Below are 13,038 nucleotides of genomic sequence, written 5' to 3' on the forward strand. Positions count from 1 at the left end.
TTCTCTTAGCCTATAAAAGCATGAAATATCTTTTCGTCTTTGTATTCATCATCGCTGTCTCTGCTTGTTCTAAAAATAAGGACAATAGTGAAGCTGCGAATTTTGATCCACAAAAACTCGAGACGATTGCGAAGACTCAATGTCCTCCCGGAGAACAACTTGCAGAGTTAGATATCTCAGATATCGGACTTGATTTTGAAGATCTCACCAGCAGCGGCGTCTATGGCTTAATGAATGGAACTGGTCGCTGTGCTCTGACTGGAGATATTCATGATGCTTGGGGCATCGGATGGTTTAATGTAACTGCTAATTCTTCATGCGTTCCGAATGGCAGTTTTTGGAAAATAAAATCAAGGCAGCTTGTCTCGCCAGATGTCTATTATACGTTCGAGAGTATCGACCCCGTGGGCCTTCCCCTTCTAGAGATGTCAGGAGCCCGCGATCTGAACACTACCTATGCTCGTGATCACGCGGGCCTTAGACCTCTGGCCTGTAAGGCGCAATAGCCCTAACGAACTAAGCAGCCAACTAAAGCGTCTCTAACTACGATACTTCCTGATTGAAGCGGCGTTGGCAAATGCAAGAAACCAAAATTCATTGCTACACCTGCAGAAGCATATCCAGTTGCTGCTTTAGAAGATTGTCCATCTGAATGAAGAGCGATCGCCGAAAATGTAACAATCTTATTTTCTGGATTTTGTGTCGCTGAAATTTGCAGAGTCGAGTTGCCATTTACGATTTCGACCTGAGCTGCGCAAGAATCATTGGTAAATGCGCTCTGACCGACAAACTCTGTAATGACATTACTGTCAGCACGATAAAGAGCGCGGCACGATAGAGTCAAAGATGTGTCGCAAGACTGTTCTGCAAAAGCAGATGTAGAAACCAAAGAAAGCACTAAAAGTGACATGAAGGCACGAATCATAAAGACCTCTTATTTTTGAAAGTGGATCTTTATAACTGAGCCGATTGAGTTTTCAAAGGTCACGGAAAAGATTTCTAAGGCGGTTTACCGTCTAAAGGCTGAACAGAGGCTGTATAACAAATTACGGCTTTACAGGTATTTATTACCCTCAAATCGCATAAAATAGCCCTGGCTGTGGTCTTTTAGGCCACTATCTTGCTCTAGGATTCTCTGAATGGAGGCCCCCACCATGAAAGCAATGAGTCTGACCCTAGCAGGTCTTTTTTTAAGCTTAAACGCTGCCTACGCAGCCGAACAAGCCCCTGCCCCTGTGTGCCTGCAATCAGACCAAGCTGAGTTCATTGCCTGCCTCAATAACCAAGTCGTCGCCGACCAAATACCAAGAGCCCAAGCGTGGTTTGAGTCCATCTCAGTTCGTTTGGTTCAAGGGTATGACCTTTCTACGGACGTTCTTCAAAAGTCTTTTACAAAGGCCTATGGCCCGCAAAACGGTCTACCAACAATCGAAGTTGGTACAACCAGTTTTGAAACTGAAGGCGGCGAAGAGTTCACGCCAGCTCTCGTGATGAAAAAGCGTAAAGCCTCTATCATCGAAAACAACATCCGTCGCGCCATTAACTTTGCTTCGTGGTTCCATGCACGCAGCTTTGGGCGCACAAGCTCGATGCTCTTTGCATTCCGCCGCTTAGAAATTCAAGCACACTCTACACCGAATGTGGGACTCGCACTTCGAGATAAAACTTTGGTAGTAACACTGCCTCAGAACCGCATGATCACCGAAAAAGAAATGATCGATTTCTGGAATTCGGGTCGCGTTCTAGTTCCTGCCAAGTACGCAGAGCTACCAATGTCTTGGATTAAGTTTTTAGCCAAATTCAGTGGCCCCGTAGAACAAAAGACTTTGGAGTACTGGAAGTTTTTAAACCCAGTTGGCGAATTTCGCGTAGCTTTGCATGCGCTTTATCTTGCAAAGGTAAAAGAAGCGAAGATTTTGATCGACCGTGAACCAGTGACTCAAGCGCAAAAGGTAAGCATGGTATCCTTCTTGGAAAATCCAACAGAGACTGCAAAGTCTTTGGATAGTTTGTTCTCTATCAGCGACGCTTCTTCAGGCGGCAACATCGTAGTTGTGAATAGAACTACGGGCTTCTGCCCGATCAAAATTAGCAATAGCCACGTCATCAACGTCAGCGTCAGTGCTTCTCGTTTCCAGCGTGCAACTGAAAAGCCTCAAGGGTACACAGTAACAACTGATAAAGACGGCACTCGTGTGGAGTCTGATGGTACCCAGTCGGTGCACATTGTGAACGACAAAACCATCGCAGGTATCGTATGCGTAGATACGCATGACAATGTCGATGTATCTTTAGATGTAGTATTCGGTCAGCTTGATAACGAAATCTCTCCAGAAAAATTGGTGAATTATGCAAAAAGCTATGCGCTTTAAAAATGTCCTTTCCGCTTTATTAACTTTGTTCGCATTCTCTTCAACCACGATGGCATCCGAGTCTTCATGGTATTTGGAACAAACTCCGTATGACGTAAAGACCCTGCTTGTAGATGACGTCAGCCTAAGAACCGGCTACTATCGTGAATCCAGCGAAGTGCCTTTTAAAGGTTGCGTGATCTACTTACAGGGCTTAGCGGATTCTGGTTTGAATCAAGCTCCTCTTTTTCAGTATCTAAGTCAGCATGGCTATCGCAGTGTCTTCTTTGATTTTATGGGGCAAGGTGGTTCCAGCGGAACTATGAACAACACCCGTATTTTTGATCCTATGAACCCTACTCTGCAGCTTTCTACACAAGCGCAATTGGTTTGGGAAAAATACGCAACCCTGAAAGATTCTGTGAATGGCCGTGACTGTTCGCAAAGTAAAAAACTTGTTATGGGTTGGTCTACGGGCGGATTGCCAGCTTATATGCTTGCTCACGAACAATGGGCAGACGCTGTTGTGCTATTCGCGCCTGGAATTCATGTACGCGCCTTCGTGGGTGAATCTGCGGCAGAACCAAAGAAGCTCCTAACGTTCCAACAAGTTATTACCGAGAGAACTTTAACTCGCAATAAATTTGAAGGCATGACGAATCCGCATGTTGATCCGATCAAACCGCTTTCCCCAGCACATATTCCAATGTTTGCTACAAATTTGCTAATGAGCTCAAAAATATCTCAGAACTGGAAGATCTCACCAAAAGTTCCGGGCCTTACGTTCATTACAGGGGAAAACGATTTTTACGTGAACGCGCCAGCAGTGGAAAAAACTCTTCAGCAGAACGCGCCTCATTTTAAACTTGAGCGTTATCCAGAGTCTTACCATGAACTCACTAACGAAATGCCTGAAGTCAGCCAGGAAGTTTATCAAAAAACAGTTCTATTCTTGAATGAGGTTCTAGCTAATAAATAGAACCTCTTGTAATGACGGTGCCTTATTGCTCGTATTTGCAATACACCGTCACTCGTTGCATGCTTTGCATGTTTGAAAGCGACACTAAGTTTTGGTCATTGGTTAATTCTATCATATGGGTTCTATCTGAGACAATGATGTTAGAAACCCTTTGTTCGCCCGGTTCTACCATAGCAAAAATTTCGAACTCACCGATAGTGCCTGTAAGATTAAAATAGTCATAAGGACCGGCATCCGCTGGAATTTGAACTGAAATAGTTTTTGTTTCAAGCGGCTCGCCAATGATCCTCTTTCCGATCGAAGTCTCTTCAAATCTGAGTTTGGACAAATCGAGTGTGCAAACTCCGGATGCTGCATTTGCAGTAACTGCCATCAACAAAACAAGTGTTGTTACAATGGATGCGAAAATCGATTTCATCTGAACTCCTGTTGGTTAGCGGCAATATAGGGGCAAACACTTATCATTGATACCAAAAACTACCAAAATGAATGGGGCTCTTTTAGCCCCACCACTAACTACACTAACATATTGAAATTACATAGATATTAAAGGATCTGCCTAGTCTGCTTTGGCAGACCTCCAGTGTATAAAAACATCTCTTCTGCGACTTCGTCCATGTCTCCAGCTAGGATCTTCTGGCAAGTAGTAATGGTTTCTTTCAGACCGACAGAAACGCCGGGCACCTTCGTCGAATTTGCCATCACGAAAAACGGTTGAGTGAAAAAGTTTTTTAGCTTTCTCGCACGTGAGGCTTGAAGCTCATTCAGAGTGCCTTCGTTAGCCAATAACTCCCGAACTTGTATCGCTGTTTGATAGTGATCGTTGCTAACAATTGATGGGTCTAACAATCGAGAGTGCGAACGAAGAGGGTCTACGGCTGGGAATCGTTTTTGTACTGCCATCTCTATATTAAAGAACGGACGCGCTTCCAAATAGTCTGCTGCCTTTGCAAACTCAGGTTTTGCTGCTTGATCTGTGATTAACCACGCAGTTTGCATAGGTCCGCCTTCATCGACACTTAAATCAGGCTCGTGCTCGATCATTGTAGAAACACTTGAAGCCTCATTGGGACCGACAAAGAAAAACAATGAAATCTTGCCGTCTGCCTGCAAAAACTTTTTATACATCTCGGCCACGACTGCCGACCTTCCAGCTCCAGAAGACCCCATGATGCCGATGTTTCCGTTTTTTGGAAGTGGGCAAAGTAGATCGATAATTTTAATTCCCGTTTCAAAAATCTCGAGTTTCTTCCCGCTAGGAGTACCGATAGTTGAAACTACTTCCTTAATGGATGCTTCATCCGCCGTCGAATATGATTTTGCGGCTTCGTTCTGCACTTTTAAATCCGATTTAAGACCCTTTGAATCTCCGTGAACTAAACAGCGAACTAAACCGTTTTTTAGTCTTTGCACAACTGTCAGTTTTGATTCGGCCTTCTTTCCAGCTTTCAGATCGTCAAAAAGCACAGGGTTAAATGACGGATCCATTTCTGCATCCACCAAGCGTCCTCGCACTTTGATAATTTTTCCGATTCCTTCTACAAAGTCTTTTGAAAGCGCCTTCGATTTAAATGTTTGATCCACCATAGATTCCATCCTCCCTCTTAATGTCTTCCGTGCTGCGTGAAGACAGTTGTTAACATCGCTGAGACTCATCTCAAGAAAGGTAGCGACGTCCTGTTGGGAGTTTTCTTCTATGTAATACAAAGAGACCACTTCTCGCTGGCGTTCCGGCAGGGATTGAACAGCTTGTAAGACGACCTGGCTTTGTTCCTTGAGGCTCAGTAATTGATCTGGCCTAGGCTCTTCACCCGCATTGTCTTCAAGCGTTTCTAAAGACTCCCACCGATTCATTTTGCCGCGCAGTTGGCGATGACATTGATTACGTACGATCCCCTTCAGCCATCCAGGAAATGCTTCTGGATCTTGCAGCTGAGAGACCTGATAATACGCAACTATAAAAGCCTCTTGAGCCGCATCTTGAGCGCGATGGAAATCCTTGAGCATTGAAAAGGCATAGGCAAACGCGAGATTCTGGTATTGCTTCACTAAACCAGTGAATGCCTCGGTATCCCCGTTTTTAATTTTGTCGATAGTGCCTTTTAAACTCATAACTTGTTATCCCCTGCTTTTAGCTACCTTTCAAATAGAGGTGCCATCGACAAAGGGTTTCCTTTAAAATATTTTGAGCTTTTATGAACTTTTTTATAACGCAGCACTTCGCGGATAGGAATCTAGATCCTAATTGGGCTTTTAGTAAGTTCATCTACTCAACCAAGAATCACTTGCCTATTCTCACACGTGATCTGCCTCTTAATTTTGATATCCGACAAGGATCTAAAAAATCCGTTGTACGCCACGCACTGGAATTTGAAAATTTCAAATAAGGAGATCTTATGGTGAAAATTGTGACGGAACAATCAGCACAGAAATATATTGAATTACTAGTGGACGGAAAAATTGAGACAGAGGAGATGAACGAAGTTTTTGCTCAAATTGAAAAGCGCATAGCGGAATGGGGTGACGTCCTGGTTCTGGAAGAAGTTCGTGATATCGGACAAGTCGAATTCGGAGCTTTTTGGAAGGACCTAAGGTTTGGTCTTAAAAATATGGGCTCTTTTCCTCGCGTTGCTGTTGTAACCGATATTTCGTGGGTTCAGAAGATTACGAAACTCGCAGACCCGATGTTCACTGCTGATATCCGTGTCTTCAGTTTGGCTGAGAAAGAAGTCGCGAAGAATTGGCTTTTACAAGGCAATGTCCAACAAGAACAGCACGAGGCTCATCCATAAAACAAAAAAAGCACTGATTTTTAGTCAGTGCTTTTTAGATTTTTTGTTACAAAGGCCTACATGAACACTTTGCTACACATACCGCCGCCGCCAGCAGCTGGAGCTACTGAACTTGGTGGTGGAATTGGGCGATCCGAATAAAGCATGCCCTCTAATGAACGCGCCTTCACTGGTTTACCCCAGTCTTGCACTTTCGGGTAGTTCTTGTCGGCATGAGCCTTCCAAGGAACATAGAACTTGCTTTGCATGTAGGCCTTATTCACTACAAGCTTATTCATGACGTATGGCATGTAGTCTTCCACTTTCAAATCAAGGTCTTTAGCCATATTGTCCAAGGCTTCGTAAGCCAACTTCGGATTCTTGATATAAGCTTCGTAATCCACAGTCTGAACTTTACCAGTCACAGGAGCTGTTTCGTTCAATGCTTTGTTTAAAAGTGCGCGAACCACTTTCATTTGGAAGGCAGCTTCCAATGGATTTGCAGCAGCATCGAACAAGCGCATTTCCATTTTTTTATGTTTCGTCACGCGGAACTGCTGAGCCCAGCCTTGGCCACCCGTGAAGCGTGCTTTTACCACGTCAAAGTCAGGCAAGATGAACTGCTCAGGAATCACACGGCCCATAAAGTTAGATACGTCGATCTGAGTATAACGAGTCTTACGGTTATGGCGTTGGTTAAAGTATTTTTCTTCATAGAGTAATTTCGCAAGATCTTCCGGCGTGCCTTTGAAGTTACGAAGCTTCATATCCAAAGCTTGGCTGACTTCAACAGGCTCAGCGCTGCGCAAACGATTCATGTGTTGAAACATGAATGCGATGATAGCGCGGTGAGAGTGGAACAATGCCAAGAAGCGAGCCATAGCTGCAGGGTTTTTCTCGAAAAGTTCGTAATCGATATTAATGTGCGATCCACCCATTTTGTAATCAGGGATCACACCTTCTTTTTCCATTGCTGAATAAACGCCTTGAACGTCATTCATCGTTGGGTTGTACTTCGGAGAAACGATTTCGATATGTCCGCCACGAGCTGAACCTTCAACCAAGTTTCCGTCAGTGTCGTAGTTACGGCTGATACCATCCCACTCCACACGCCAAGTGCGGTTCTGAGCATCTTGGAAATTGAATGCTAGTGCTAATGAGTGACCATGAGCTGCTTCATTCAACTTCACAACACCCTCACGTGAACCCGTGAAGTTTTCTTTGATAGATTCTGCGACCGCTTTGATCTTTGCTTCACGAGATTCCGGAGTCATGTCATAGACTGAAGAAGTCCAAACACCGTTTTTGTCGTATTCCGCTTTTAACTTAAGTGGCATACGCGCTGTGAACTCGTTACCAAGATCTATCTTGTTCACGTCGATACCGCCTTCTTTGATTTTTACTGTCAAAGGAGACGTCACTTTGTCGATTTGTCTTGTTGGTGTAAGATATTTTTCAATATCACGAGTCAAATCTGAAGCATCTACCCACGCTGCCAACAAGTTAGAAATCTGCTTATAGCTTGGATTTTGCATTTCTGAGAGTTTCACAATGAAATCACGAGAAATACGCTTTAGATCTTCGGCCTTTCCCTTCAAGAAAGGAGCACTTTCCCACTGCCAAAGTGGCAAGAGATAATTAGGGTCCGTAAGCGCCTGACCCTCTTTCTTAGACACTTGCTTATAGTTAGCAATGGCTTTTTCTACGGTCTCTAGAGGAATATTTAATCGTTGTGCCGCGCTCTCATGCATTTGAACATAAGTGCCAGATTCATAGCGATTGCCAGGGAGTAAAGAGTAGCTTGTAAGTGGAGCGATATCTTTCATATCGTTTCTTGAAAGGCGTGAGGTATAGACTGCCTGAACAAAGCGGCGAACCACTTCGTCTTTCATCCCTACGCGGAACTCTACACCTACAGAGTCCGTATAGAAGCGGTTTACTTCCAAGCGAAGAGGGCCTCGGCCCGTATCTAATGTTGCAACCTGACTATCCGTAGCAAGAGCTTTATGACGAGCACCTAAAAGACCAGTTCGTCCTTTAAGACCACGCAAAACAACATAGGCCTGAATCATGCGCGACACTTCTGCAACGCGGTCTCTATAATCTTTGTTCTCTTCTTCGGGCAGTTCCATCATAGGCATCACCACACGTTGATGTCCTGGAGCTTCAAATAAGGTCCCGTGGCTACCCATCAAAGTTCTGAACCATACTTGCATCTTTTCAAAAGCACCGTAAGTTCTTTGAGGTTTAAAGATAACTTCCCAACCACCATTCACTTCGCGATGACCGTGCTCAATATAAAGTTCTCCCTCACCCAAAAGCGGTTCCCACGAGTCATAGAGCTTAAGGCCTTTGTAGCCCTGCCATTTTTCATAACCATCTTTATGATAACTCGTGGTAGGCCCATCTTGACGGAACAAAGCCATACGAGATTTCGTATCCATAAAAGAGAACGGGCTCTTTGGGAAAATTTCCACAAACTTTTTAACAGCTTCAGAGAATTCCTCTTGAGTTGCAGAAGACCAATTAAAGGACTTTAGTGACTCATTAAGTGGTAAAAGCTCTACGACTTTACCCTCTGAATCTACCACATTCTTTTGGCGATGTTTGCCTGCCAAAAACTCTTTAATAAACTGATTCGCAAACTCGCGGTTTTTCTCTTGACCCAAAAACAGTGCAAGAACCTCTTTATTCGGAGACATTACTTTTAAGATCTTCGAAGAAGAGCCTTCCTTTTCGGCACCAAAGGTTACCGGTGTAGAACCATCAGTTCCACGCACTGGGATTTCCTGGGCTTCCATATTAATAGATTGATCCATCATCATTTGATAGACATCAAACGCGGTGTAATCCGGTCCTGGCACCTGCTGGCCATAGGCTGTGGGGCTCAGTACAAACAGGATGGAAAGGACGAAACTCACCATACGTTTAAAATACAAAGATTTGAAATCCATTAAATCCTCCGCCCGCAGGGGGCCTTACGCTGTCTATTACAAAGCCAATGCCAAGCGGTGTTTGCGTCTCAGTTTGAGACGCCTAGAAAATCGCAACCAACCCATTGATCCCTAATTATTCTTGCAGACATGTTCTTGTCCCGACCTCAGTAACCTTATAGACAGCTGTAAGCGCGAAATGTCATTTTTTTGCGGGTCATATTATATAGCTAAATTACCAACTAAGTTTTCACTTCAACTTTAGATTCTGAACTTTCAATCGCGCCGACTTTCCTGTCGTCAGAATACGCTTTCGCGTTTCACTATGTTTCACAAAAGTGCGAGGAGCGGCACGCTTTTGTAAGTTCGGCACTAGGCAAAGAAGCCAAGCCAGTCCTACAGCGGTATATCTTTTGAAATAAATGAGTTCTATGAAACCAATAATCAGAAACTCATTCGTAGCGGCGCTCTTGTTATCTTGGTCACTGCAGGCGACAGCCGCAGAGCTTTGTAAGAACGTCTTTTATTGGGACCCATTTCTTAAACAAGCAATGACCCACGATATGACCCTCATGGCTGCAAAGTCTGTGGAAAGCCTTCGCAGCAGCACAACAAGTGCGCGCATCGAAAATAAGTGGACCCTCGAGCGTCCCAAAATCGAAGGACTCATCAAGTCCCTGTCAGTCCAATTAAACGTCAAAAACATTCAAGTGAAAGCGCGCGATGCCGTGACTGAAGGGTATCGCAATGTCACCCATACCGTTTATCTTGAGAAGTTCGAATTAAACCTGAAAGAAAGCGGAATGCCTGTCGCAGAGGGGTTTCCAAGTGAGACCGTTTCCTTTAAAACACGCATTCGCAAATACGGTATTATCCGTAACGACGCTGAAGTAAAAACTGAAAATGTCCAATTCGCAGAGTTCACGAAGGACTTTTCATTTGTAGAATTTAAATTTTCAGACCCACGCTTCATCGGCGCCGTATTTAAACCTCGTGTGTATATGTCTGATAAATACGTTCAGCTCTTTGGAACTCCTGAATTCATAAAAAGATATGATGAGATCGTCGCTGAGACTTTGGCACTTAAAGAAAATGCTGCCACTAAAGAGAGTGCCACTGCCATGCTAGAGTTCTTACGCTTAGGACATGCGAGCAACTCAAGTTTTGCTCCGCTCGCTACGAATCTTTATGAGCGCATTTCCTACGCTGTCGATTTCGTAGATCGCGGCAGAGACAACACTAAATTCCAAATTCAAATGACTTTGGATAAGTCGATCGCATTCTTCGTGAACTCGATGAATAAAACCGTCGAAGCGTATCGTCCTGAAGACAGCGTCGTAGAGATTAAGACACCTGTCGAATATGCAGGTTACAATTTAGAAAGCAATCTTACAAAAATCACTGGGTATCGCCTGTTCTTACAATTTGTAGAAAAAGTTAAAAAATATCATCAAACAGATTACATGGCTGGCGTCGGCAAAATGGGCCACGGTCACCGCCAGTATCTACAAGATACCGAGCATTAGTATTTTATGAAGATGTTCTTGCGCCTGACTCATTTAGTGCTTTTGGTGATGGGCTTCTTAACAAGCCTATCCACTTTTGCGCAGTCTCGAGAGGTCAGCATCAACATCATGGGGCCCTTGCTGATCGGCGATCCTGTCGATCCCTCGTCACCAGATCATAACGATGAATGGAGTGAGTTCGAGCGCGAACTTATCCGCGCTAAGCAACTGGGCGTTCAATCCGTATCCACCGATATCTGGTGGGGATTAATTGAGCCCCAGAAGGGTCAATTCGACTGGGCCTACTATGACAGGTTAGTTCAAGTGATTGAGCGCGTGGGTCTTCAATGGATGCCTATTTTATCGTTTCATCAACTCGGCGGAAATGTCGGAGATAAAGGCTCTATTCCTATTCCAAGATATGTTTGGGCCGAAGGTGGCGCAGACACTTGGTCCGAAAACAACCGCCGTGTTTCTTCGTTGATGTTTAAAAGTGAGCTTGGCAATTACTGTCGTGAGTATGTTTCCTTCTGGGGAACAGACGCGATGATGCCGAACTATCGCCGCGTGATGGAAGAGTTCCAAAGACATTTCGCCCCGAAAGCGCGTCTGATTTCTGAAATCAATGTCTCTTTAGGCCCTGCAGGCGAACTTCGTTATCCTTCGTACAACAATCATGATGGCAATGCCGCGGGCTTCCCGTACCGAGGGGCTTTGCAAGCCTACTCTGGTCCCGCTATTCTTTCGTTCCGGACTGCGATGATGAAAAAATATGTAACCATCGAAGCCGTGAACAGCGCTTGGGGTTTCCGGTTAGCAGAGTTCAACCAAATTCATCCCCCAAATCCAGAACTTTTGAAATCTCAATTTTATGGTTCATTTGAACAGTTCACTCCGTACGGCAAAGACTTCTTCGATTGGTACAATGAAAGCCTGGTTCAGCACGGAAAGAAGATGATCAAAACAGCTTTTGAAGTATTCTCTGGCCCCGGATCACCAATGAAAAACGCCGACCTCGGTGCGAAAATGCCAGGAGTTCACTGGCGTGTTGCAAACGATCGCCTTGCAGAACTTTCTGCGGGACTCATTCGCACAAGTTACAATAACTGGTTCGCTGATGAAAATGCTTACGGCTATAAAGATACAATGCGCGTTTTCGATGAAGTCGCAGATAAGAAAAACTTCGTCATGCACTTCACCGCGATTGAAATGGCCGATCGTGATTATGAAGGTGATGTGAAAATTGACTCCAGAGCCGAATCTTTAGCTGCCGCTGTTGGGCGTGCCGCAAGAACTAAAAATATTCGTTTGAAAGCAGAAAATGCATTAGCTGGAAGTCTTTATAGCGAAGACGCTTGGTGGAAAATGAACAACGCCATTCGCAACTTTGGTTATTCAGGAGTCACCTTACTTCGTCTTGGTGATCTTATCGGAAACAATGTCGCTGAAAGAAGTCTGTATCAGATGTCTCGCACCTATCCAACAGTCCTACGTTGTGAGAAGGTATTTCCGTAATTAAAAATGCCAGCCAAAACTATTTTACCAATTGGCAAGAGCAGTTATTGCTTATCCACTTAGTGCTGCTGTCACAGTTGACATACAAACTACAACGCGAAGCCTGGCCATTGATAGTATCATACCAACCTCTGGTAAACAGACCTCCGGCCACCAGTTCCGGCACACTCCAAGTCCTGCCTCCGCATACCGTGGGCCCTGCCGGACAAAATGTTTTTGGAGTCGCAGTTGGGGCGGGATTAGCTTTGCCCGGTGCTGCAGCTACTACCGTGCATTTCTGAGTGCCCTCATCAAAAGTGCCTCCCAAAGACGCGCAAATCTCCGACAACTTCACCGCCGGGCCCCCAGAGCACTGATTCGTTTTTGGATCCAAAGTTTTTCCAATCACGGCGCAAATCTGGGCGGGGTCAATAGATCCTGCGGGACTCGGAGCGGCGGCAGTACTTGGACCGAAAGTATTACAGCCAGTAATCGGACCACCTGCACTCGCCAATGTCAGATTAATCGGAAGGCTACGCACGATATTACGGGCACCAATAGTGCCCTGCCCTTTATCCAAACTGAAGTTGATATTGGCAAGGTAAGATGTTGTGGAGATCGGTCTAATATTACCGATACTTAGAGACAAGCTTGTACTTGGTTGATTCGCCATAGGATTGTTGGTGATCGCCATCGGAGTTGCCACCGTTGGCAAAGTGATTTGCGTGATATTGATACTGCCGGTTTCTACAGGTGAAGGGAGAGTTGTTGTCGAAAAATTCGCAAGATTGATTTGGCAAATAGTAGGGTCTTTCAACGCCACATTCACTTCCATGATCAGATTGTCCAAAGACGCGGTAAGTTCAACAGCTTTTGTAGCTTTAAAGTTAGTAAAAACTAACTGGAGAACAGTAAATGACAGAAATGAAACCACCGCCAATGCAATCATGACTTCGAGCAAGCTAAAACCCTGGGTTTTCGTATTAGACTTCATTGGTCCCCCTT

At 44.7% G+C, this 13,038-nt stretch carries 11 protein-coding genes; 6 read left to right on the forward strand and 5 right to left on the reverse strand.

Annotated features, from left to right (window positions below; genetic code table 11):
* Positions 1–20: 20 nt before the first annotated feature.
* Entirely contained in the window at positions 21–506 is a 486-nt protein-coding gene (locus ACLWBB_RS18405; RefSeq protein ID WP_413289028.1) for a hypothetical protein, read from the forward strand.
* A gap of 2 nt (positions 507–508) precedes the next feature.
* On the opposite strand, the gene ACLWBB_RS18410 is transcribed toward ACLWBB_RS18405, so the two are convergent.
* Positions 509–925 (reverse strand): hypothetical protein, encoded by a 417-nt coding sequence (locus ACLWBB_RS18410; protein WP_413289029.1) that lies wholly within the window; start codon positions 923–925, stop codon positions 509–511.
* Between the two features lie 229 nt (positions 926–1,154).
* On the opposite strand from ACLWBB_RS18410, the gene ACLWBB_RS18415 reads away from it, so the two are divergent.
* Both ACLWBB_RS18415 and ACLWBB_RS18420 read left to right on the forward strand, forming a co-directional pair.
* Complete coding sequence (locus ACLWBB_RS18415) at positions 1,155–2,372, forward strand: hypothetical protein (RefSeq protein ID WP_413289030.1); 1,218 nt, start codon at positions 1,155–1,157, stop codon at positions 2,370–2,372.
* Positions 2,350–3,330, forward strand: a complete 981-nt coding sequence (locus ACLWBB_RS18420; RefSeq protein ID WP_413289031.1) for an alpha/beta hydrolase — start codon at positions 2,350–2,352, stop codon at positions 3,328–3,330. Before ACLWBB_RS18415 ends, ACLWBB_RS18420 begins: the two co-directional genes overlap by 23 nt.
* Positions 3,331–3,352: 22 nt before the next feature.
* Here ACLWBB_RS18420 and ACLWBB_RS18425 read toward each other — a convergent pair whose 3' ends face one another.
* Positions 3,353–3,748, reverse strand: a complete 396-nt coding sequence (locus ACLWBB_RS18425) for a hypothetical protein (protein WP_413289032.1) — start codon at positions 3,746–3,748, stop codon at positions 3,353–3,355.
* 128 nt (positions 3,749–3,876) lie between these two features.
* The gene (locus ACLWBB_RS18430; RefSeq protein WP_413289033.1) at positions 3,877–5,442 is read right to left on the reverse strand and encodes a sigma-70 family RNA polymerase sigma factor; all 1,566 of its coding nucleotides are present in this window, start codon (positions 5,440–5,442) and stop codon (positions 3,877–3,879) included.
* Between the two features lie 284 nt (positions 5,443–5,726).
* Here ACLWBB_RS18430 and ACLWBB_RS18435 point away from each other — a divergent pair, with 284 nt between their 5' ends.
* On the forward strand, positions 5,727–6,122 hold the full coding sequence (locus tag ACLWBB_RS18435) for an STAS/SEC14 domain-containing protein (protein WP_413289034.1): 396 nt from the start codon (positions 5,727–5,729) through the stop codon (positions 6,120–6,122).
* A gap of 56 nt (positions 6,123–6,178) precedes the next feature.
* Here ACLWBB_RS18435 and ACLWBB_RS18440 read toward each other — a convergent pair whose 3' ends face one another.
* The gene (locus ACLWBB_RS18440) at positions 6,179–9,055 is read right to left on the reverse strand and encodes an amidoligase family protein (protein ID WP_413289035.1); all 2,877 of its coding nucleotides are present in this window, start codon (positions 9,053–9,055) and stop codon (positions 6,179–6,181) included.
* 410 nt (positions 9,056–9,465) lie between these two features.
* Between ACLWBB_RS18440 and ACLWBB_RS18445 the strand changes: the two genes are divergently transcribed.
* Together ACLWBB_RS18445 and ACLWBB_RS18450 are read left to right on the forward strand one after the other, a co-directional pair.
* On the forward strand, positions 9,466–10,560 hold the full coding sequence (locus ACLWBB_RS18445) for a hypothetical protein (protein WP_413289036.1): 1,095 nt from the start codon (positions 9,466–9,468) through the stop codon (positions 10,558–10,560).
* Positions 10,561–10,566: 6 nt separating this feature from the next.
* Positions 10,567–12,054 (forward strand): family 14 glycosylhydrolase, encoded by a 1,488-nt coding sequence (locus ACLWBB_RS18450; protein WP_413289037.1) that lies wholly within the window; start codon positions 10,567–10,569, stop codon positions 12,052–12,054.
* A gap of 19 nt (positions 12,055–12,073) precedes the next feature.
* On the opposite strand, the gene ACLWBB_RS18455 is transcribed toward ACLWBB_RS18450, so the two are convergent.
* Complete coding sequence (locus ACLWBB_RS18455) at positions 12,074–13,027, reverse strand: type II secretion system protein (RefSeq protein ID WP_413289038.1); 954 nt, start codon at positions 13,025–13,027, stop codon at positions 12,074–12,076.
* Positions 13,028–13,038 lie beyond the last annotated feature (11 nt).

This window comes from Bdellovibrio sp. HCB337, assembly GCF_047302465.1.
GTDB lineage: Bacteria > Bdellovibrionota > Bdellovibrionia > Bdellovibrionales > Bdellovibrionaceae > JACMRP01.

What these genes read in the sequence shown, in the direction of transcription:
- ACLWBB_RS18435 (WP_413289034.1), top strand. Translation starts at nt 5,727, where the DNA reads ATGGTGAAAATTGTGACGGAACAATCAGCACAGAAATATATTGAATTA.
- ACLWBB_RS18440 (WP_413289035.1), bottom strand. Translation starts at nt 9,055, where the DNA reads ATGGATTTCAAATCTTTGTATTTTAAACGTATGGTGAGTTTCGTCCTT.
- ACLWBB_RS18445 (WP_413289036.1), top strand. Translation starts at nt 9,466, where the DNA reads ATGAAACCAATAATCAGAAACTCATTCGTAGCGGCGCTCTTGTTATCT.
- ACLWBB_RS18405 (WP_413289028.1), top strand. Translation starts at nt 21, where the DNA reads ATGAAATATCTTTTCGTCTTTGTATTCATCATCGCTGTCTCTGCTTGT.
- ACLWBB_RS18410 (WP_413289029.1), bottom strand. Translation starts at nt 925, where the DNA reads ATGATTCGTGCCTTCATGTCACTTTTAGTGCTTTCTTTGGTTTCTACA.
- ACLWBB_RS18450 (WP_413289037.1), top strand. Translation starts at nt 10,567, where the DNA reads ATGAAGATGTTCTTGCGCCTGACTCATTTAGTGCTTTTGGTGATGGGC.
- ACLWBB_RS18430 (WP_413289033.1), bottom strand. Translation starts at nt 5,442, where the DNA reads ATGAGTTTAAAAGGCACTATCGACAAAATTAAAAACGGGGATACCGAG.
- ACLWBB_RS18455 (WP_413289038.1), bottom strand. Translation starts at nt 13,027, where the DNA reads ATGAAGTCTAATACGAAAACCCAGGGTTTTAGCTTGCTCGAAGTCATG.
- ACLWBB_RS18420 (WP_413289031.1), top strand. Translation starts at nt 2,350, where the DNA reads ATGCAAAAAGCTATGCGCTTTAAAAATGTCCTTTCCGCTTTATTAACT.
- ACLWBB_RS18415 (WP_413289030.1), top strand. Translation starts at nt 1,155, where the DNA reads ATGAAAGCAATGAGTCTGACCCTAGCAGGTCTTTTTTTAAGCTTAAAC.
- ACLWBB_RS18425 (WP_413289032.1), bottom strand. Translation starts at nt 3,748, where the DNA reads ATGAAATCGATTTTCGCATCCATTGTAACAACACTTGTTTTGTTGATG.